The following is a 20,097-nucleotide window of genomic DNA, read 5'->3' on the forward strand; positions in this document are numbered from 1 at the left end:
TCGTTCGGATACCTATGTTAGGTGTGTGCAACGGCCTCATTACACACAGACAACAACATCATCACGCCGGCGATCCGGTCGTTGCACTCGTTTCCGAACTCGAGAGACAGACCTCTACCCAGCCGTGACGTATCAGTTCGGACCGAATACAACTCATTTTCCTGATCGGTGTATGACAGAATCATGGTTGGGCCTACGACGCACAACAGCCGAGAGACTGGAGGGAGACCGTAGATGTGTACGCGATTAGTGTATCTCGGACCCGATGACATCGTGCTCACCGGCCGGTCGATGGACTGGCACGGCGAGATCGGAACCAACGTCTGGGTGTTCCCACGCGGAGTGGAGCGAACGGGCAAAGTTGGGCCGAACTCGATCGAGTGGACCGCTGAGTACGGCAGCGTCATCGCCTCCGCGTACGACATCGCGACGACCGACGGCATGAACGAGGCAGGGCTGGCCGCGAACGTCCTGTGGCTCACCGAATCCGACTACCCCGAGTGGGACGGCGACGCACCCGGGCTGTCGATCTCGCTGTGGGCGCAGTACGTCCTCGACAACTTCGCGACGGTCGCCGAGGCAGTCGAAACCCACCGGAACGAGGAGTTCGTCGTCGTTTCCGACGAAATCCCGGACGAAGGCCGACTTGCTACCCTGCACCTGTCACTCTCCGATGCGACGGGAGATAGTGCCATCCTCGAGTACGTCGACGGCGAGTTGACGATTCATCACGACCGGGCGTATCAGGTGATGACGAACTCCCCGCCGTTCGACCAGCAACTCGCACTCGACGCCTACTGGTCGGAGATCGGTGGCACCGTCATGTTGCCGGGAACGAATCGCCCAGCTGACCGATTCGCCCGCGCGAGTTTCTACGTGGACGCACTCCCACAGACCGCAGACCGTCGAGCCGCAACGGCGAGCGTCTTCGGCGCGATCCGCAACGTCTCCGTGCCGTACGGAATTAGCACACCGGACGAACCGCACATCTCCTCGACGCGCTGGCGCACGGTCGCCGATCACCGAGACCGACGCTACTACTTCGAGTCGGCACTCTCACCGAGCGTCTTCTGGCTGGACCTCGAGGGGCTCGACTTCGACGCCGATGCCGGCGTTCGGTCGCTGTCACTCGGCGAGCACCAAGCGAACGTCTTCGCTGGCGACGTCGCCGACGACCTCGTCGAGACTGCGCCGTTCGAGTTTCTCGGCGTCCCCGCTCTCTCGAGTTGATTCCTGCTTTGCTCAGGCACGGCGGCAGTCCGTATCCGTGACGGTTGCGACCGGCCGTTCTTGGGCAGTGGAGCCACTCGAGCGGTCAGCGATGGCACGAGCACAACAAGTAAATCGATGGCCTCGGCGCTCGAACGGGAACGACAGCACAGACACGGTATCAGAACGAAGTTCAGGCCGGTCAGAACTGAGGGGACTGTTCTATCAACGACGCTCAGCGAACACCACTCTCCGTCTGTTCGTGTCCCATCGTGGATTCGACTCGCAAGGACTGGCTACGATTCCACAGTTGGCTCCTCGAGCAGGCTGTCGTCGCCGGGTTTGGGTTTCAGCCGGTCGATCGGCGTGGGTCTCGGCCAGAGATACCGCCACAGGAGGCCGGCTGCAACGCCGCCGAGCGTAGAGGCGAACATGAACATGACAGCATCGAACGGCTGGATACCTGCGATTCCGGACGTGAAGATCCGCGCGAAGGCGACCTGTGGGTTAAGAAACGCCGTCGAAGACGTCGCAATGATCCCCATACCAACAGTAAAGCCCACTGCGAGGCCGATCCAGTCGCTTTCCTGTCTGAGCAGCGAAATGACGGCCGACACGAGCACGATGGTGCCGACGAACTCGGCAAGCCAGGTGGATGCGGGCCGTTCGACGGCGGAGATCGCAAACACCTCCCAGCCGATCGTGCTCACGAAGGTGAGTCCTGCCAGTCCAACGCCAAGCACGCCGCCGAGGAACTGGGCCGGAATGTACTGTCGTGCGGTCTCGGCGTCGACATCACCGGTCACGACAAGAGCGATCGTAACCGCCGGATTCACGTGGGCACCGCTGATCGGCGCGAGTATCTGAACGATGACAAACAGCCAGCCAGCCGTCGCCAATCCGATGAACAACACGCCGATACTCGGTGTCGCTTGCAACATTCCATCGGCGAGCAGCCCCGCCGAGACAATAACGAAGACGAGGGTCGCAGAGCCAAAGCCCTCCGCGAGGAGTTTCTGTCTGGTTGTGAACTGTTCGGTAGTCATTAGCTATCATAGAGAACAACAAACAACATAAAGAGATACCCAAACCGCCCGATAGTGGTATTATCCATCTTTCCAGACAATTTCGGACAACTGACTAGTCTCTTCAACCCGGCTGGTTCGCATATCAGTCTGTGAGATGAAACGACAAGAACTCCCCGACAGTGCTACCCCCCGATCGCGCACGAAAACACGGGGCAACGCATCGATACCGGATCGTCGCTCCCGCTTACTGGTTTCTCGAGCGACCGGTCGTCGATCGTCGCCGACATCTGAAAAACAGGGTGACGGGTGAGTCGGTGGTGACTACTGTTGCGGTTGGCGTTCCTCGTAGGGCTGGACGACGACGAAGCCTTCCGTGCCGCTGAACTCGAGTTGATACGTCTCCTCGGACGACTGGCCGATCATGTTCGAGAACGCCTTATCGACGTGGCTACTGGGGGTGACCTCACTCCAGGCGACGGTCGCACTCGGGTCGGTCCGAACCGGTGGCTGCAACACCAGCGGCGTCCCGTGGGTCGTGATCGCGACGCTGCCCGGACCGACGAGGGAGACGTTAGTCAACCCGCCCGCCGAAAAGCCGGCGATGCTCTTGATGGTCCTGATCTCGTAGTTCACGCTCGACTCGAACGCGAGGACGTCGTTTCCGTTGACCGAGATTTCTTCGCCGGCCTCAAGTTCGAGGATCTGGATCTGCTTTTCCTGATCTGCGAGATAGAGGTGGCCGCTGCCGGTCGCCTCCATTACCGGCGTTCCCTCGCTCGTCGTTTTCTCCTTGAGAAAACCCGTGATCCCGCCCTCGGCGGAGGACTTGCCCTCGAACGAGACGTCGCCGCTGTAGGCGATCATCGAGCCCGCCTTCGCGATCACCGAGCCGTCGAGGTCGATATCGAGGAGCTTGCTGTTCTCGAGTTGAAACGTCTCGCCGCCTGCTTTCGGTTCGTTCGTCGTAACGAATTCGTCGACATTCATGATACGTGAGCCATTCGGCCCTATCGACGTGCATTGCAGGACGTCGTGAAATACTTATCCGTCGGTCCGTCGACTCGAGTGTGCTGACTCGAGCGGCGTGACGGCTTCGTGACTCGGGTGGACTTGGCACTCGAGTTACACAGTCTCTCCATAGTGATCTGTTTAGCACTCGCAGAAATACCCGTACGGCGTAAGATCATGGTCGGGTCGGTCGTTCTGGTCGGCGTCCTGTACGTTGTCACGCTGTTGATAATCGGCAGTAGGTTCAAGCCGGACACGATCGGTCCAACGTTTCGGAGAGACCTCCGACCGAATCGCCGAGCGAACGACCGTCCCGGTCGTGGTTGGTCACCGAGCGATAACTGAACCGAAGGACCGATGGCACCACTGACAGTCGATCAGATGTGCAGTAGCTGGGAGTGGCAACTATCGGTCCAACCCGTCGTAAATCAGGGGCCTCGAGACTCAGATATCAACGTCTATCCACAGCGTTGACGACGATGAAAAACGATCGACACCGGCCGTGCTCAGTTGGTGGACTTAGCGTCCCGGTTCAGGGAGAACAGGGCCGCTGGATCGTACTCGTCTTTCAACGCGATCAACCGTTCGTAGGCCGGCCCGAACGTGGTCTGCAGCGCGGCCTCGCCTCCTTCGAAAAAGCCCGGAAAGTTCAGGTAGAACGAGCCGTCCGAAAACTGCCGCATGTCGGCGATGCAATCGCGCACCCACTCGATGTTAGCATCGTCGTTCGCGGGATCCTCCCAGTTTGCCTCGATTCCGAGGAGAAACGGCGCGTGTCGGCCGGCGAACGCGCTATCTTCGAGGTCGACGTCCATGACCGCGCCACCCAGCTCCCAGACGTCGACGGTCGAGAGGGGTGACGGTGCGGTCTCCGCCCAGTAGCAGATTCGCTCGATGGCGGACTCGGTGAGCCCATCGAGATAGAGGGATTTCCAGTAGTATCGCATCCCGTCCGGGTAATCCTCGTCGAGGATCTGCTGAAACTCGACATAGGGTAACGTCGCGCTGAAGTCGGCAATCGGTTCGTCGAGTTCCCGTAACGGTGCGAGCGCCTCCTCGCCATCTTCGGGCGATCCCGCGTAACACCCCAGAAAGCCGATCTTGAGGTCGTCCACCACATCGTCGGCGAAAAGCTCCTCGTCGGGCATCACACCAGTTGACGAGAGCGTGGTAACGTCGTCGGATGCTGTCGAGACATATTCGCGATACGCCCGCAGACACTCGGCCGCTCGCTCCCCCGGATAGAGCACGAAACAGGTCGCCACCTCCGGTCCGACGGGGTGGAGTTCGAACTCGAAGCCCGTCACGACCCCGAGGCCACCGCCACCGCCACGCAATCCCCAGAACAACTCCTCGTTCTCGTCGGTGCTGGCAGTGAGGTACCGGCCGTCCGCGGTGACGACGTCCACGGAGCGGAGGTTATCACAGCTCAGGCCATACTTGCACCGAAGGTGTCCGATACCGCCGCCGAGGGTAAGCCCTGCGACGCCGGTCTTCGAGACGACGCCACCCGGCGTCGCCAGGCCGAACGCCTGGGTCTCGTGATCGACGTCGGCCCACGTGGCACCGCCCTGGATCCACGCCGTGCGTTCTTCGGGGTCGACCCATACACCTCGCATCTCCGAGAGGTCGATTACGAGGCCATCGTCACACACGGCCGTGCCGGCGACGTTGTGACCGCCGCCTCGGACAGCCACACGAAGATCGTTCTCGCAGGCGAATTCGACTGCACGGATAACGTCCGCCGTGCCTCGACAGCGAGCGATCAGCTTGGGATACGCATCGATCATCCCGTTCCAGACTGCGCGGGCATCGTCGTAGTCGGCGTCACCGGGACGAATCACATCCCCGTATTCGCCGGTTCGAAACTGCTCAATCTGTTCGTCGATAGTTGATTGGGTCATATATACCCGAACGGCTCCTGCGCTGTTAGCCTCATTCAGTGACACACGTTCGGCGGGATGCACACAGTTTCAGGTCGTGAGATGCCTCTCGGTTCGCGTGCACGATAGAGCTACAACCCATGCTATCCTTTATCAAAGTGGTGAGTTCCATGGTGCTCTACAACGATGAACAAATGACCGATGACGGACGCCCACCGCCTAGTTCACCGATCATGGAGGCCCTCCTAGAGAACGCACGAACGCAACAGTACCTCGGACAGCGACTCGACGCCGCAGACGATCGTGTCGACACGAACCTGCTCGGCGATATCGTGCGACACAGACCGGTTCTGGAGGCGCTTCGCGCGGAACCTCTCGACCGCCGGGAAATCGAGGAGCGCCTCGACGTCTCGCGGGCAACGAGTCACCGCTTCACGCAGTGGCTTGACGAACAGGGCTTTGTCAAGAAGGTCGACAGTCGGTTTCGGTTAACCGGGCAGGGCGAGGCAATCGCCGACGAAGTGCTCCGGTTCGAGGCGAACGTTCGCACCGTCCACCGACTCGCGCCGTTACTGGACACCATCTGCGAGGACCACCAGGAGTTCGTTCTCGAACCGTTCCTGGACGCGAGGGTTACGCTCGCAGAGCCGGACGATCCCTACCAACCGGTCGAACGGTTCATTTCGCTGCTCAGTGAGTCGGAGGCCTTCCATGGGTTCAATACGACGCACATGGCGCCGCTCGTCCTCGGCGGGTTCCACACCCAGATCTTCGAGGAGACCGACACCGAAATTATCTATCTCCCTCACATTGCCGAGAAGCTCTTCGAAACCTACCCGGAACGCGCTCAGGAGGCGATCGATCGCGGACACCTTACCCTCCGGACCCGTGATGATCTACCGTACGGTCTCGCTATTTTCGACGAGCACGTCGGAATCGGGGGCTACGACGAGACCACTGGACTCATGCAGGTGTTCGTCGATACGGATGCATCGATCGCGTGCGAGTGGGCCGATCGGGTGTACGCCTCGGTCAGAGCGGATTCTGATCCACTCCACGAGCGGAAAACCTAACTGGAGAGACACGCTCGAGAGAGGCATGATATTTTTTGCGAATATAGTTAGTCGAGACAGAAAACTGGCCTCGGCACTCATAGGGCTCGTCACGGCCGGGTGCCGAGTCCGGCTCGGAGCGAGTGAATCGTCATCGGCCGGGTGATGCTACGGCAGTCGCTCCAAAGACGGTTTGGATCTCTCGAGCAAAATCGAACTCCTTACGCGCTGCGTGTCGATTCCGACCCGGCGTTAGCGAACGCGGTGTTCCACTCGTCCATCAGGTTCTCGAGTCGGGCCGTGTTCCGGTGGGAGAACGTTCGGGGAGCCATATCGGTCGCCGTCCGTGGGTCTTCGGTAACGGCAGTCGTGTCGGCTGGCGTCGTTCGCGTGCGGTTGGTGGGTTGCGGTTCGGGCTCGGTTCGGGTCTGCAAGTGTTGTGTGCTCATGTCGGTCGGGTAGTGTGTGTCTGTCGTTGGAAACGATGCTGGGACTCGTCGGGAGCGGCAAATTCAGGCTGCTACGTGTACGACCGACATCTGTACTCACCCCTACAGACTCCTTGGTTATAAAAGTTCATGATAAACCATCCTCGCGGGAACAGATGTATGAAAATAAATATCTAGGGGCGAGTTGACACGGTGCGTGGCGGCCGGCGACTCGACACCCCCATGGTGATTGCTTTTGTCCAGTGACGTGGGACCAACGGTCGTGACGATCCCACCGGAAGCCAAACGTCTCCTCGAGGACGAACCGTTGATCGCCCATCTCGGAACCTGTCTCGAGGGCCGGCCACACGTCGCCCCCGTCTGGTACCGCTGCGAAGATGACACCGTCAAAATCGTGACAACGGGCCGAAAACTGGCCAATATTCGGGAAAACCCACGGGTTGCCCTCTCGATACAGGACGACGAGGCCGGGGCCACGAAGTGGATGGTGACGCTGCTCGGAACGGCGACAGTCATCGATGATGAAGCGGAAACGGCGGCCACACGCCGTCGAATCAACGAGAAGTACGACGCCGGGCCGGAGGCCTACGCCGAGAACACGCTCGTTCGGATCGACGTCGGCTCAGCGACGTCTCGGACGTACTGAGACGCATGTGTCGTTCACTGGCTTCCAGGAGACGGTAACGGCAGCTATTTCTCGAGTGTTACCCTACGGTCAGCAAACACGTCCAACGGACCGTAATCGTTCGTAATCGACCAATGACACTCCTGTCGCTGCTCGTCGAGATTAGCCCGCTACTCGAGGACGCGAGCGGCCTCCTCCAGTACGCGCTCGTCTTCCTCTTCGCGGCGATTCCTGTCGTCGAGATCCTCGTCGTCGTGCCGGTCGCGATCGGGCTGGGACTCGATCCCATCGCAACAGGAGTCGTTGCGTTCGCCGGGAACGTCGGCTCCGTCTACGTGCTCGTCGCCTTCCATCAGCGCCTCTCGAGGTGGTGGGGCAGTCGACGAGCGGGTGGCGACGCTAACGGAGACACGGGCGAGCGATACGCTCGAGCGCGAGGCTTGTGGGACCGGTACGGGCTTGCTGGGCTCTCGATTGGCGGCCCAATACTCACCGGCGTCCACATCGCCGCCCTCGTGGCCTTGCTCGCCGGCAGTCAAAGTCGTGCAGTCGCAGGGTGGATGACGGTCGGGATCGGGCTCTGGACGATACTGCTGGTCGCCGCCTCAGTGTTCGGGTTCTCGCTGCTTGGACTCGCATGATACGGACTGCTGTCGTCACTGACCGCTGATCACCGACCCCGTCTCTGGTGATCGGCGGTAACTCGTTACAGCAGACCGTATGAGTCGATGACGATTTCGGGACCGTCGGACAGCCGTCTGGAAACGACTGGGGTTCGAGTCACTCGAGTGTGGGTCCGATCATGAACGAAGACGTGCTCGTTGCGCCGTCAGCACTGACAGCTTGCGTCTCGACGCTCGGGTTACAGTCCGGTCGGAACCGCAAAATAGCTCGTCTCGAGGCCCCACGAGTCGACCAGGTCCTGCAGCGCACGGACGCCAAACGTCTCGGTCGCGTAGTGCCCCGCCAACACGACGTGGATCCCTGCCTCCTTGGCCTCGTGGTAGACTTGCTGTTTCCCCTCGCCCGTCACGAGGGCATCGACACCGGCGTCGATAGCCTCGTCCAACCAGTCGGTCCCGCTGCCGGTGACGATTGCGACGTCCTCGATCTCCTCAGGGCCGAACGCGAGTGACTGAACCGACTGGTCGTCGGTCTCGAGGGTGTCCTCGAGGCGCGTACACAGTTCGTCGATAGTGTACGATTCGGCTGTAATACCCCGCTGGCCGATGTGCTCCGGACCGAGTTCGCCGAAAGGAGCGCGCGCCTCGAGGTCGAGGACGTCGGCGACGCCGGCGGCGTTGCCCAGTTCCTGGTGGCCGTCGAGCGGGAGGTGTGAGACGTAGAGTGCGAGGTCGTTCTCGATCAGGGGGGCGATCCGATCGTAGGTGCGGCCAGTCACACGGTCGAAGCCGCCCCACGAGAGCCCGTGGTGGGTAACGAGCACGTCGGCGTCGGCATCGACCGCGCGGTCGACCGTCTCGCGGACGCCGTCGACTGCGAAGGCGATGTGGTCGACCTCACCGTCCTCGGGGCCGATCTGCAGGCCGTTCGCACTGGCGTCAACGTCGGCGTAGTCTGCGGTTCGCAGTTCCTCGTCGAGTCGGGCAACGAAGGCTGAAAGGTTCATGGCTCGAGATTGCACTGCGAGACCCTTGTAATCGAGTGGTTCGCCGATAGTGGCTCAGCAAATGGTTCGCCGATAGTGGCCCAGAGCCATCAGTGCTGTGTTACACGAAAGGAGGGGACTGCCCTCACAGCAGGTAAAACAGCGGGAATAAGAAGACCCAGACGATGTCCACGAAGTGCCAGTAGAGGCCGAAGTACTCCACCGGGCGTTCGTCCTCGAGATAGGCGTCGACCGACACGACACGGTAGCCCATGAACGCGGCGATGAACAGCCCGAAGATGACGTGGATGGCGTGCAAGCCGGTCGTCGCGAAATAAATCGAGTACTGCAGTTCGGTAAACCAGTAGACGTCGTGGGCGAACTCGTAGCTCCACTCCCAGCCTTTGACGGCCAGGAACACGAGTCCGAGCAGTAGCGTCGCCCCGAGTGAGGCAAGGAGCCCACGTTTGTGCCCCCGTTCGGCGAAGACGAGTGCAAGCACGACCGTGAAACTCGAGGTCAACAGCACGTACGTGTTGAAGAGCCCGACCATCGCCGACGGCGGGACACTCTCCCAGGTTCCCCAGCCAGCGTGGAGGCGGACGAAAATGTAGGCACCGATGATGGCACCGAAGACGACCACGTCAGACGCCAGGAAGAACCAGACGCCGAGTTTCGTGGTTCCGACGCCTTCGAACGGCCATCGTTCCGCAATCGCCATGTCGGGGGCGTGAAACGACTCGCGCCCGTACTCGAAGAGGGTGTACGCGAGAATCGCGACGCCGAGGACCGTCAACACCGGATAGATGATGCTCGCTTCGGCACCGGTCCCGACGAGTCGTTCCCCTGTCGCACCGGTTCCCTCGGCGAACGTGACCATGTACGGTGTGATCCCCGAGAGACCGAGGAGGAACACGAACGTCCCGAACCCGATACCGAGCGGCCAGATGCTGGCGTGGTCCGCGTGTGTTTCCTGTTTCAGTTCGTCGGCCATCACCCCGCCGTCGGTCGCCGTCGCCTCGTCGACGAACTCAAGGCGGCCGCTGGCGTAACTCGGCCGTCCGTCCCAGTTCTCGAGCGGCGGCGGCGACGTGGTCGCCCACTCGGCGGTGCGGGAGAACTCCCACGGGTTGTCGGGTGCGTCTGGTCCCGACACCAGGCTCTTTGCGAGCGTGTAAAACAGGATCAGGAACGACGCGCCGAGGACGAACGCGCCGACAGTCGCGAGCTGATGATAGAACTGCGTTCCTTCGGTGTAAGTAAAGACACGACGCGGCGTCTCCCAGGCGAGGAACATCGGGAAGTACAGCAGGTTAAATCCGATGAAGTAGACGGCGAAGTTGAGTTTGCCGAGCGTCTCGGAGTACATTTTGCCGGTGATCTTCGGCCACCAGTAGTAGAGGCCGGCGATCAGCGCCGTCACCCCGGAGACCATCACGTAGTGGAAGTGGGCGACGACCCAGTAGGTGCCACGGAACTCGTAGTCGAGGACGACAGCGCCGAGGAAGACGCCGGTGATCCCGCCGAGGATGAACAGGACGAGCGCGCCGAGGCTAAAGAGAAACGGCGTCGTGAACCGAATTCGTCCTTTGATCATCGTATAGATCAGCGCGAAGACCATCAGGTCGAAAGGCAACGAGATCCCGATCGTCGTCGCCATGAACAGCGTTTTGATCTCGAGATTGATCGTCGTCAGGAACATGTGGTGCATCCAGACCAAGAAGGACTGGACAGCCACGAGGACCATCGCGATAATAACCCACTTGCGGCCGACGATCCGCCGCCCGGAGAAGGTCTGGAACGTCTCGAACATGACCCCCAGTGCGGGGAAGAAGACGATATACACCTCCGGATGCCCGAAGAACCAGAACAGGTGGCCCCACAGCAGACTCGAGCCCTGATGAGTCGCGAAAAACTGTGTGAGAAGAATTCGATCGCTCGCCTGCAACAACAGGGCAGCAAGCAGTGCGGCAAAGGCAAACAACATCATCCACACCGTCAGCAGCCACGACCAGGTGAAAAGCGGCACGTTCCACAATCCCAGCCCCTCCGCGCGATACCGGTGGATCGTCGTGAGGAAGTTTACCGTCCCGATCGTGATCGAAAAGACGAACAGAATCAACGCCAGAACGGTCGCATTCCCTCCGGTCGCCGCCTCAAGCGCCGGATGGTACATCGGCACGTTCAGCGGCGCGTACATCGTCCAGCCGCCCGCAAACGACCGCCCCTGGAAGAACGAGAGGCCGATGAGGAGTCCAGAAAACAGGTAAAACCAGTAGCTCAGGGCGTTCAATCGGGGGAACGCGAGATCATCCGCGCCGATCTGCAACGGCACGATGTAGTTCGCGAAGCCGGCGGCAAACGGAGAGAGGAACCAGAAGACCATCAACAGCCCGTGAACCGAGACGGCCTGATTGAACTCGTTGCCCGAAAGCAATCCCGTCCCACCGGCTTCCCACAGGTGGGCCCGGAACAGCAACGCCAGGACACCACCGAACAGGAGGAAAAACAGCGCCGTCACCAAATAGAGGATCCCAATGTCTTTGTGATTCGTCGTGACGAGCCACCGTTTGACCGCGGTCATTGGCGGAAGGTCACTCATGCCTGATCACCATGAAACGACCGGTGCCTGCTCGTGGGGTCATCAACACCCATCTGACACTGATTGCCTACATCAACGTGTGCTATGCAATTGCAAGCAATCGACGGAAGCGGGTCATAGCCGCCGATACCGACCGATACCGACCGCAACGACGGTCCCTTCGACCAGCGCTGACCTCGAGTGTGATCGATCGGCGACGCGGCTCGTCCAGCAGTATTAGGGACTCGTCGACTGACACTAGTACCATGGCACGTCGAACCATTACAGACACTGACGGTGCGATCTACGAGTTCACGCCGGCTCTCGAGGCCGTAACCACAGTCGAATCAGGAGCAGCGCTGACGATCGAAACCCGAGATAGTCTAGACGGGGCGATACAGGACGAATCGGACGTCCTCGAGTCGGTCCCTGAGGAGGTCAACGCCGCGACGGGACCGATCGCGCTCGAGGGGGCCGCCCCCGGCGACGTCCTTCGTGTCGAAATCGAGGAGATCCGGCTCGCGGGGGACCGGGGCCGGGTGATCACCATCGACGGGTTCGGCTTACTCGACGGCCACGAGGATATCGTGGCTCCACGGACCCGGATGACACCCGTCGACGGTGACAGCCTCGCGTTCGGCGACCTCGAGGTTCCCGTCGACCCCGTCATCGGGACGATCGGTGTCGCCCCCGCAGCCGAGTCGTACACGACGCTCGTTCCCCACGACCACGGCGGGAACCTGGACACGACCGACGTGACCGCGGGGAACACGATCTACTTCCCCGTTTTTCAGGACGGCGCGATGCTCGCGATGGGCGACTGTAAGGCCGCGATGGCCGACGGCGAAATGTGTGGCACGGGCGCGGAGATCGCCACTGAGATCGACGTGACTGTCGACGTGATCGACGACCCCGCGGTCGGCCTCGAGCGGCCACTCGTCGAGACGCCCGAGGCGTGGAAATCGATCGCCAGCGCGGAGACGCTCGAGGCGGCCTGCGAACTCGCAAATCAGGACGCACTCGACCTGCTGATGGCAGAACACGAGTTCGACGCGACTGACGCCTATCTGTTCTCGAGTCTGGTGGGCGGGCTCGAAATCAGTCAAGTGGTCGATCCGCTGGTGACGGTCCGGAACGCGGTGCCAAAGGAGTATCTCACCGACCCATTCTGAGCACGGGCTGTCGGGGTCGGCACTCATCGCGGATGGAAAATTCGATCGGGAACGCTACGCGCCGTTGCCAGTTCCGTCGGCGTTCGAAAAGACGAACTCGCGAACGAGTTTGCCGGCGAGCGAGGCGGCCTGGCCGTTGTCGCGGTCGTTGACCTCGACCACATCGAAGCCGCTTGCGCGGGGTGCCACGGCGCGGACGACGTCGCGCAGCTCGCGTGGCTCGAGCCCGAACGGTTCCATCGTGCCGGTCCCCGGCGCGTACGCGGGGTCGGCCGCGTCGATATCGACGCTCAGGTAGACGTCTCGGCCCTCGAGTCGGCCATCGGGCGACCAGTCGCCGACGTCCTCGGGAGCCACAACTGTCACGTCGTCGTCGGCTGCCCGCTCCCATTCGGCCTCGCTGCCGGTGCGAGCACCGATGACGATCAGTTCGTCAACCGAGTCGACACCGTCGAGAATCCGGCGCATCACGGCGGCGTGGGAAAGCGGGTTCCCGTCGTAGGCATCGCGGAGGTCGAGGTGGGCGTCGAGCGAGACGACGACTTCGGGTTCGACCGCGCGTGCACCCGCGAGCGAGACGGTGTGTTCGCCGCCGAGTGTCAGGGGAACGGCGTCCTCCCAGACGACATCTCGCAGCGTTCCCTCCAGCCACTCGAGGTACTCTTCGAGGGCATCCCATGCGCGGACGTCGCCGTGATCGGCGACACCGAGCTCGGAAAAGTACTGGTCGGTTCGACGGTCGTAATCGTCGAACGTCTCCGCAAACGTTCGAATGCGGCGGGGACCAAACCTGGTCCCCGGTTGAAAGGTCGTCGTGGCGTCCAGGGGCGCACCAACGACCACGAAGTTCGCGCCTCCGCGATCAGCCTCTCGGCCTCGCGCGTCGGTGTTGCCATCACCGTCGGACTCGTGTCCTCGTGTGTCGGTCCCTTCGCGTTCGGCAGTCGCCCCGGGAAACATTAGACGATCTTTCGCTGGTCTTCCATCTCGAGGTACTCGATGTTCTCGTCAGGGGAGACGTCTGCATCGTCGGGGATACGCATCGTGATCGTCTCGTACGTTTCTAAGTCCATGACCTGCATGTCGTCGCCGTCGACCGAGACGATCTGGCCGTTTTTCCGCTCGATAATCGGGACCCAGATCTTCGCGTCGACGGGCTGGGAGAACGAACGCTTTTTGTCGTCAAAGACGCCTTTGGCCTCGACACGGGCCTTTGCGCTGCCGTGTTTACCCGGCTTGGCCGTCGAGTAGGCGTTGATTTTACAGGCTGTGTCGTCGACCATTACGTAGCTTCCTTCCTGGAGTTCGCGAACTTCGGTCTGCTGTTTCGCCATATCCCGGCGTAATCAACCGACGGGCATAAACCGTTTGGAATGGCCGCTAGAGGGTGTTCAGTCTGTTAACACGTACAAGACGGCCATTCGACAGTAATGCTCACTATCGACTGTGGAGCACGAATCGCTCGAGCGACCTCCCAACGGGAAACCCACTACTGGCTGGGCCGAAAAGGTGTGTCCAATGGCTAGCAGCCTCGTCGGCGGGCTCGGTGCAATCTGCCTCTTCCTGGCTGGCGTCGGGCTGACCCTGTTCGTTCGGTATCGGTGGCAGACCCGTATTCGGCGCGCACTCGCCGCTGATCTCGACGAGCGACTTGCCGCGGCGCTTCCGACGGGCACTGCCTCGCACCTCGAGCAGTCGCCGACGATCCGTCGGCTCGCCGTCGTCGATACCCGTGGCGACAACGAGACCGAGACACCGGTGTACGTCCCCATCGTCCGGGTCGACCTCGAGACGACCGACGCGCCCGGGATGAAGCTCCTCCTCGAGTACGTGGCGGCCGTCCTCGAGGCGATCCATCCCGTCCTCGAGGCGCGCGAGGAGGCCGTCCACCACTACGACGTCGAGTTCACGTTTGGCCCCGACGGCCTGTTCGTCGAGGGTGAGTGTCGCCGCGTCTCGGTCGCGCCGGAACTGGCCGACCAGCTGCTCGAGTCGGCTCGGTACGGCCCGTTCGAACTCTGGCGGGACGTCAAGCGAGCGGACAGCAACGGTGACTCGCCGACGGCGCTGTGGAGTGACTGTCGGAGCTATCGCGGTCGACGACCGGCGGCGGAAAACACTCGCGATGAAGACTGACGGCGGCCGTCTCAGTCGGGCCCCCCGTCGGACCACCGAAACCCGGAGGGCTCGGTCGGTGGCTCGAGCGGACTCGTTAGCAACGATGTGTCGAGTTCGGCGTCGTTGTAGGCTCGCGGTGCGACGTCGTTGGGCCCGTCGGGATAGCACAGCGACGCCAGCAGCTGAATCTGGCCGCGGCCGACGCCGAGTTCGAACTGGCCGCCGCCGTAGAGCCGAATGTCGCGCTCGTCACAGTAGGCAATCGTCTCGAGCAGCGACTCGAGCGAGCCAAAGCGCGAGGGTTTGACGTTGAGCCAGTCGGGCTCCCAGGGAAGCGCCTCAATGTCGTCGATTCCGTGAATCGGGGCGTCCCACGAGACGCGCCGGCGCACGTCGGGGTCGTCGAACAGCGGTCGCGTCTCCTCGGTCAGTGCGGGATCCTCGAGGACGGCCTCGGGAAAGGCCTCGAGCACGAGCGCGTACAGCTCGGGGTCGGCAGGCACGTCGACGTCGGTCCCCTCGTACTGGCCTTTGAGATCCAGAATGCGAACCCCGTCCGGGCCAACCGTGCCGACGATGTCGGCCACGAGCTCTGCGTCCCACTCGGGGATCGGATCGAGCTTGCACTCGAGGTCGGGGACCCGCTCGCGGAGCGTCTCGAGCCGGTCGGTCGTCGGCGGCTCGCCGAGTCGAGTGCTGGCGACGAATCGAACCGGCTCGAGTGAGCGCCCGAGTTCGCTTGCGATGTCCGTGCCGGCCTGTCGTAAGGCGAGGTCGAGCGCCGCGCTTTCGACGCCCCAGCGCCGGTAGTTCCGGAAGACCTCGCGGTCGGGTGGGCCTGCAGGGAACAGGTCGACTGACTCGAGGTGCGACGAGAAGGAGTCGTGCGTGTACTCCCCGGTCAGGTCGGGCAGGCCGGTTTCAGCCAGTGCATCGTGGTCGTCGGTCTCGTAGGTGACGTCTTCGCCCCGGCCGACGACGGTCGTGTCGTCGCCGTTGGATCCGGCGAGAGCGATTTCGGTTGTCACGCGCGTGAACCCGCTCGAGGTCTCGCGCTCGAGTCGCTCGATTGTGACGTCATCGATCGAGAGGGAGAGGTCTGCGAGTCGGTCGAAGGCCATACGGACTGGTCGAGAGCGAGGGAAAAAACGTTTGACCGCCGTTGCACACGCTGGACCGGCTACTCTTCGTCGCGTCGCTGGCGCAGGTTCTGGCGGGTAAACTGCGGGCGCACGCGCGTCGAGCGCGGTTTGCGAAACGACCGGTAGAGCTGGACCACGACCACGGCCGAAAAGCCCGCGGCGACGACCGACGCCTCGGGAGCCTCGAGGGCGTAGAGGACGCCCATCGAGAACAGCGACATGGTGAGCAACAGGCCGTAGATGATCCGTTTGGCGAGCGTCGTGAACACGCCGTTGGAGTCCTCGACACCGATCCGGACGAACTGATCGTCGCGGTCGAGGCGGTCGAGGGTGCGCTCGGCTTTCGGCGCGATTCGGGTCAGTGACTCGCCGGTGCGACGGAGTTGCTGGCCCGATCCCTCGAGGTATTTGCGGATGGATTCCTCGCGATAGCCCTGTTCGGTGAGGTAGCTGGTCGCGGTGTCGATGAAGTCGAACTCCGGATCGAGGGTGACACAGACCCCTTCAACGACAGTCGCGACCCGCAGGACGAGCGCGAGGTTTTTCGGCAGTCGGAACGGGAACTCGTAGATCGAGTCTTCGATCTGGCCGATGATCTGGTTCACGCGATACTGTTCGATATCCTCGCCGCGGGCGTCCTGAATCGCCAGTTCCATCACCTCGGCCATGATGGCCCGATCGGCGTCCGGCGAGAGCGTGCCGATCTCGGTCAGCGCGTCGAGAATGGCGTCGATGTCCTGGTTGGCCACCGCGATGTAGAACTCCACGATCTTTTGCTGAATGAACTCGTCGACCCGACCGGACATCCCGAAGTCATAGAAGACGACCCGCCCGTCGTCGGTCACCGCGAGATTCCCCGGATGCGGATCAGCGTGGAAGACCCCGTCGTCGATAATCATCTGGAGGTACGACCGCTGGAGGTTCTCCGCGATCTGCGTGCGGTCGATCCCTTTCCGATCGAGTTCCTCGACATCGTTGATCTTCGTCCCCTCGATGTACTCCATCGTGAGCACGCGCGGCCCTGAATGACTCTCGATCACGTCGGGGATAACGAATCGGTCGTCATCCGCGAAGTTTTCGCGGATCTCCTGGAGCATCGTCGCCTCGCGCTCGTAGTCCATCTCCTCGCGGATGGTCTTTGCAAACTCGTCGGCGAGGTTCTCGAGGGAGAACGCTCTGGCCTCGCCGACGAAATACAACAGGATCGGGAGCGACCACCGGATCACCCGCAGATCCGCCTTCACGAGGGGTTCGATCTCCGGTCGACGGATTTTGACGGCCACGTCACGGCCATGATCGGGGTTGGCCCTTCCCGAATCGGTCTCGGCATCGAGGCGTGCCCGGTAGACCTGTCCCAGACTCGCCCCGCTGATCGCCTCGGTTTCGAACGCGGCGAAGTGGTCGTCGACGGGGCCGAGTTCGTCCTCGAGGACCGCCTTTGCGGCCGCCCACTCCGCGGGTGGCACGTCGTCTTGCAGCGCCGAGAGGACATCGATGTACGACGGCGGCAACACGTCGGGCCGGGTCGAGAGCAACTGTCCGAGTTTGATGAACGTCGGCCCGAGCGTCAACAGCGACTCGAGTAACACCTCAGCCCGGTGACGGTTAGTCTCGGGGTCGACCTGCCGCGGGCGGCCGAACAACAGAAACCGGCGACGGTCACGGGCATAGGCGAGCAACAGTGGGAGAAACTGCCAGACGACAAGGACGAAGCGCTTGTACGCGCGGAAGGGAGCCAGTCTTGCTCACCTCACGTTACGCGGCGTCCTCGTCGACGACATCGATCGTCGTCTCGCCACTCGAGGGCGATTTCGGGAGCGTCAACTCGAGGACACCCCGGTCGACTGTGGCTTCCGGTTCGGTCCCGACCGCGTTTGCCGGCAGCGGAAGATCGATCTCGAGAAAGAGCGGCCGGTTCTCCTCGAGATATCGAAAGTCGCTGTCGGGGTCTTTCTCGCGGTGGGCGTCGATGAAGATGCGGCCGCCCTCAACCGACAGCTCGAGTGTCTCGGATGAAACACCCGGGATATCGAGGACGAGCAGGTAGGCCTCCTCGCTCTCGAGCAGATCGAAGAACACGTCTTCGGAGAGATCCCGCAGTGCATCACGGAGCGCTGACATAGCTACACGTTTGAACGCCGATACGAAAAACCCCGCGGTAGCGGTGGATTCGACGGCTTCCATGGACTGACAGGGACGGCGATACCCTGCTGGTCCCCTACGCTTTTGACGCCCCGCAACCCGACTTCGCATATGGAAGGAGCCGACAGCGAGCGCAAGGAGGCCGGGTTCAAGATTCGGACGCCAGTCGACGAGGCGCGCCAAATACTCAGAACTGCCGTCGAGGACGCGAGCGACGGTGATGAGAGCAGCGAGACACCATCCAGAACGGAGACTGTCGCCGTCGAACGCGCGGACGGACGGGTACTTGCCGCCCCGGTCACGGCCGCCCGAAACGTCCCCCACTACCAGCGGGCGGCGATGGATGGCTACGCTGTCCGCGCCGCGGACACGTTCGGGGCCAGCGCCCGCTCGCCCGAAGTGCTCCGTCTCGCCGACGGCATCGGCGGCGACGCACGCGTTGAACCCGACACGGCCGCGCGCGTTCACACCGGTAGCGCCCTCCCCAAAGGTGCAGACGCCGTCGTCATGATCGAACACGTCGAGGCGTTCGAGTCGGCCGACGAACTCGAGGTCGAAGACGCGGTCGCAGCGGGAGAAAACGTCGCCCCGATCGGTGAGGACGTCGAGGCGGGTCAACAGCTCTACGAGGCGGGCCACCGACTGCGTCCCTCGGACCTCGGTCTCCTTCGGTCGACGGGCTACGCCGACGTGTCGGTCGCGAAACGGCCGACGGTCGGCGTGATTCCGACGGGTGAAGAACTCGTCGAGGGTGACCCGAACCCGGGCGAGGTCATCGAGACCAACGGCCTCACCGTCTCCCGGCTGGTCGAACGCTGGGGTGGCCGGGCGACCTACCGGGACGTCGTCACCGACGATCCCGAGTCGCTTCGCGTCGCCATTCAGCGGGATCTGACGAACGACGTCGTCGTCACAACCGGCGGCTCCTCGGTCGGCAAGCGCGACCTGCTGCCCGAAGTGATCGACGATCTCGGCGAGGTGCTCGTCCACGGCGTCGGCCTCAAACCCGGCCATCCGGTCTGTCTGGGCATCGTCGAGAACACCCCCGTGCTCGCCTTGCCCGGCTACCCCGTCGCCTGTATCGTCAACGCCGTCCAGTTCCTGCGGCCGGTGCTCAGTTGGCTCGAGGGAACGGAGCCCGATCCACACCCGACCACGCGGGCGACACTCGAGCGCAAGATCCCGAGCGAACCCGGAACGCGAACGTTCGCGCGGGTCCAACTCAAGGGCCGCGAAGACGACGCACTCGAGGATGGCGAGGACGAGCCCGCATACACTGCGACGCCGACCAGAGCGAGCGGGTCGGGGGTGCTCTCGAGTGTCGCGTTAGCCGACGGCTGGGTGGTCGTCGACGACGCCCGTGAGGGAATCCCGGCGGGCGAGACCGTTCGGGTTCAAAACTGGGAACCGAACGGGTAGTCACCCCCCGGAGCGACGTCGATAACACCATCGTTTTAAGAGGTATGTGTGTGTATTCGCCCACTACTCATGGACGTGAACGAGATCCTAGAAGGCGAGGAACTCACTGGACGACAAGCCGCGCTGATTTTCTTCGGCTTCCTGTTGTTGATTGTTATCGCCGGCCTGTTCCTCATCGTATTCAGTGACTTCTTCCGAGGACTGATCTGAGACGCCCCTTGACCTCCTCCCGCGCCTCAAGTCGCGGGAATCCCACCATGGGATTTCAGGCCGACCGATTCGCCCCTAAGGTTTCAAGACGCATACGTTCCAAGCGTCAATTGCTGGGCTTCAGCATCGGCTTGGCTGTCTTGTGGGCCGGTCAAACGGCCCCCTTCCTCAGCCGAGTCATCGCCATCCGTGTGTTCTCTTGAATGGCTCTCTCCGCTGAGGTAGCGGTCTGCAATATTGAGCGCGGCGTTAATGTCCGCATGGTACTCCGAAACCCAACACTCTGACTCAGCTTTGCACGTTGAAGTAGGAGCATGACGTAGGCGGTGGCAAGGACGGATGATGCCGATTACGGATTTCTTGTCGTGTACGCGAGTGTTCGACGAGTTCGAGTCGCTGTCCCCAGCCCAACGTCATCACGCCAAAACCTACGCCACAGGTCTTGTTGCG

Annotated in this window: 19 protein-coding genes and 1 pseudogene; 8 read left to right on the forward strand and 12 right to left on the reverse strand. The window is 62.2% G+C overall.

From position 1 onward, the window contains the following. Positions 1-234 precede the first annotated feature (234 nt). Entirely contained in the window at positions 235-1,230 is a 996-nt protein-coding gene (locus BW940_RS12515; RefSeq protein ID WP_076609549.1) for a linear amide C-N hydrolase, read from the forward strand. 275 nt (positions 1,231-1,505) lie between these two features. Here the strand turns inward: BW940_RS12515 and BW940_RS12520 are convergent, their stop codons facing one another. From BW940_RS12520 to BW940_RS12530, 3 genes are all read right to left on the reverse strand, one after another. Further along, complete coding sequence (locus tag BW940_RS12520; protein ID WP_076609550.1) at positions 1,506-2,255, reverse strand: aquaporin; 750 nt, start codon at positions 2,253-2,255, stop codon at positions 1,506-1,508. 303 nt (positions 2,256-2,558) lie between these two features. Next, complete coding sequence (locus BW940_RS12525; RefSeq protein ID WP_076609551.1) at positions 2,559-3,224, reverse strand: AIM24 family protein; 666 nt, start codon at positions 3,222-3,224, stop codon at positions 2,559-2,561. Between the two features lie 527 nt (positions 3,225-3,751). Continuing rightward, on the reverse strand, positions 3,752-5,149 hold the full coding sequence (locus BW940_RS12530) for an FAD-binding oxidoreductase (RefSeq protein WP_076609552.1): 1,398 nt from the start codon (positions 5,147-5,149) through the stop codon (positions 3,752-3,754). Between the two features lie 149 nt (positions 5,150-5,298). Here BW940_RS12530 and BW940_RS12535 point away from each other — a divergent pair, with 149 nt between their 5' ends. Beyond that, the gene (locus BW940_RS12535; protein WP_076609553.1) at positions 5,299-6,201 is read left to right on the forward strand and encodes a helix-turn-helix transcriptional regulator; all 903 of its coding nucleotides are present in this window, start codon (positions 5,299-5,301) and stop codon (positions 6,199-6,201) included. 200 nt (positions 6,202-6,401) lie between these two features. Here BW940_RS12535 and BW940_RS12540 read toward each other — a convergent pair whose 3' ends face one another. Continuing rightward, positions 6,402-6,629 carry a hypothetical protein gene (locus tag BW940_RS12540; RefSeq protein ID WP_076609554.1) on the reverse strand — a complete coding sequence of 76 codons (228 nt, stop codon included), beginning with the start codon at positions 6,627-6,629 and terminating at the stop codon, positions 6,402-6,404. 262 nt (positions 6,630-6,891) lie between these two features. Here BW940_RS12540 and BW940_RS12545 point away from each other — a divergent pair, with 262 nt between their 5' ends. Together BW940_RS12545 and BW940_RS12550 are read left to right on the forward strand one after the other, a co-directional pair. Beyond that, the gene (locus tag BW940_RS12545; RefSeq protein ID WP_076609576.1) at positions 6,892-7,275 is read left to right on the forward strand and encodes a pyridoxamine 5'-phosphate oxidase family protein; all 384 of its coding nucleotides are present in this window, start codon (positions 6,892-6,894) and stop codon (positions 7,273-7,275) included. A gap of 113 nt (positions 7,276-7,388) precedes the next feature. Then, on the forward strand, positions 7,389-7,895 hold the full coding sequence (locus BW940_RS12550) for a small multi-drug export protein (RefSeq protein WP_076609555.1): 507 nt from the start codon (positions 7,389-7,391) through the stop codon (positions 7,893-7,895). 221 nt (positions 7,896-8,116) lie between these two features. On the opposite strand, the gene BW940_RS12555 is transcribed toward BW940_RS12550, so the two are convergent. Further along, positions 8,117-8,884: a Nif3-like dinuclear metal center hexameric protein gene (locus BW940_RS12555; RefSeq protein WP_076609556.1), complete on the reverse strand. Its 768-nt coding sequence runs from the start codon at positions 8,882-8,884 to the stop codon at positions 8,117-8,119. Positions 8,885-9,008: 124 nt separating this feature from the next. Further along, positions 9,009-11,465, reverse strand: coding sequence for a cbb3-type cytochrome c oxidase subunit I (locus tag BW940_RS12560; protein ID WP_076609557.1), 2,457 nt, complete (start codon positions 11,463-11,465; stop codon positions 9,009-9,011). 245 nt (positions 11,466-11,710) lie between these two features. Here BW940_RS12560 and BW940_RS12565 point away from each other — a divergent pair, with 245 nt between their 5' ends. Then, positions 11,711-12,616 carry an acetamidase/formamidase family protein gene (locus BW940_RS12565; protein WP_076609558.1) on the forward strand — a complete coding sequence of 302 codons (906 nt, stop codon included), beginning with the start codon at positions 11,711-11,713 and terminating at the stop codon, positions 12,614-12,616. A gap of 54 nt (positions 12,617-12,670) precedes the next feature. Here the strand turns inward: BW940_RS12565 and speB are convergent, their stop codons facing one another. Further along, entirely contained in the window at positions 12,671-13,576 is a 906-nt protein-coding gene (gene speB / locus BW940_RS12570) for an agmatinase (RefSeq protein ID WP_076609559.1), read from the reverse strand. Beyond that, positions 13,576-13,950: a translation initiation factor IF-5A gene (locus BW940_RS12575; RefSeq protein ID WP_076609560.1), complete on the reverse strand. Its 375-nt coding sequence runs from the start codon at positions 13,948-13,950 to the stop codon at positions 13,576-13,578. The genes speB and BW940_RS12575 overlap by 1 nt, the downstream gene beginning before the upstream one ends. Before the next feature lie 184 nt (positions 13,951-14,134). On the opposite strand from BW940_RS12575, the gene BW940_RS12580 reads away from it, so the two are divergent. Then, positions 14,135-14,752: a hypothetical protein gene (locus BW940_RS12580; RefSeq protein WP_076609561.1), complete on the forward strand. Its 618-nt coding sequence runs from the start codon at positions 14,135-14,137 to the stop codon at positions 14,750-14,752. A gap of 11 nt (positions 14,753-14,763) precedes the next feature. Here BW940_RS12580 and BW940_RS12585 read toward each other — a convergent pair whose 3' ends face one another. From BW940_RS12585 to BW940_RS12595, 3 genes are all read right to left on the reverse strand, one after another. After that, positions 14,764-15,855 (reverse strand): enolase-like domain-containing protein, encoded by a 1,092-nt coding sequence (locus BW940_RS12585; protein ID WP_076609562.1) that lies wholly within the window; start codon positions 15,853-15,855, stop codon positions 14,764-14,766. Positions 15,856-15,914: 59 nt separating this feature from the next. After that, complete coding sequence (locus BW940_RS12590; protein ID WP_076609563.1) at positions 15,915-17,555, reverse strand: ABC1 kinase family protein; 1,641 nt, start codon at positions 17,553-17,555, stop codon at positions 15,915-15,917. A gap of 76 nt (positions 17,556-17,631) precedes the next feature. Next, positions 17,632-17,997, reverse strand: a complete 366-nt coding sequence (locus tag BW940_RS12595) for an Hsp20/alpha crystallin family protein (RefSeq protein ID WP_076609564.1) — start codon at positions 17,995-17,997, stop codon at positions 17,632-17,634. A 132-nt stretch (positions 17,998-18,129) separates the two neighbouring features. Here BW940_RS12595 and BW940_RS12600 point away from each other — a divergent pair, with 132 nt between their 5' ends. Both BW940_RS12600 and BW940_RS21830 read left to right on the forward strand, forming a co-directional pair. Next, a complete protein-coding gene (locus BW940_RS12600; RefSeq protein WP_076609565.1) occupies positions 18,130-19,437 on the forward strand; it encodes a molybdopterin molybdotransferase MoeA in 1,308 nt (435 codons plus the stop codon). A 69-nt stretch (positions 19,438-19,506) separates the two neighbouring features. Continuing rightward, the gene (locus BW940_RS21830; protein WP_173834890.1) at positions 19,507-19,647 is read left to right on the forward strand and encodes a hypothetical protein; all 141 of its coding nucleotides are present in this window, start codon (positions 19,507-19,509) and stop codon (positions 19,645-19,647) included. Positions 19,648-19,730: 83 nt separating this feature from the next. On the opposite strand, the pseudogene BW940_RS22105 reads toward BW940_RS21830, so the two are convergent. After that, positions 19,731-19,934: pseudogene (locus tag BW940_RS22105) on the reverse strand (RNA-guided endonuclease TnpB family protein); the annotation flags it as partial. Positions 19,935-20,097: the final 163 nt, after the last annotated feature.

The sequence above is a fragment of the Natronorubrum thiooxidans genome, from assembly GCF_900156475.1.
GTDB lineage: Archaea > Halobacteriota > Halobacteria > Halobacteriales > Natrialbaceae > Natronorubrum > Natronorubrum thiooxidans.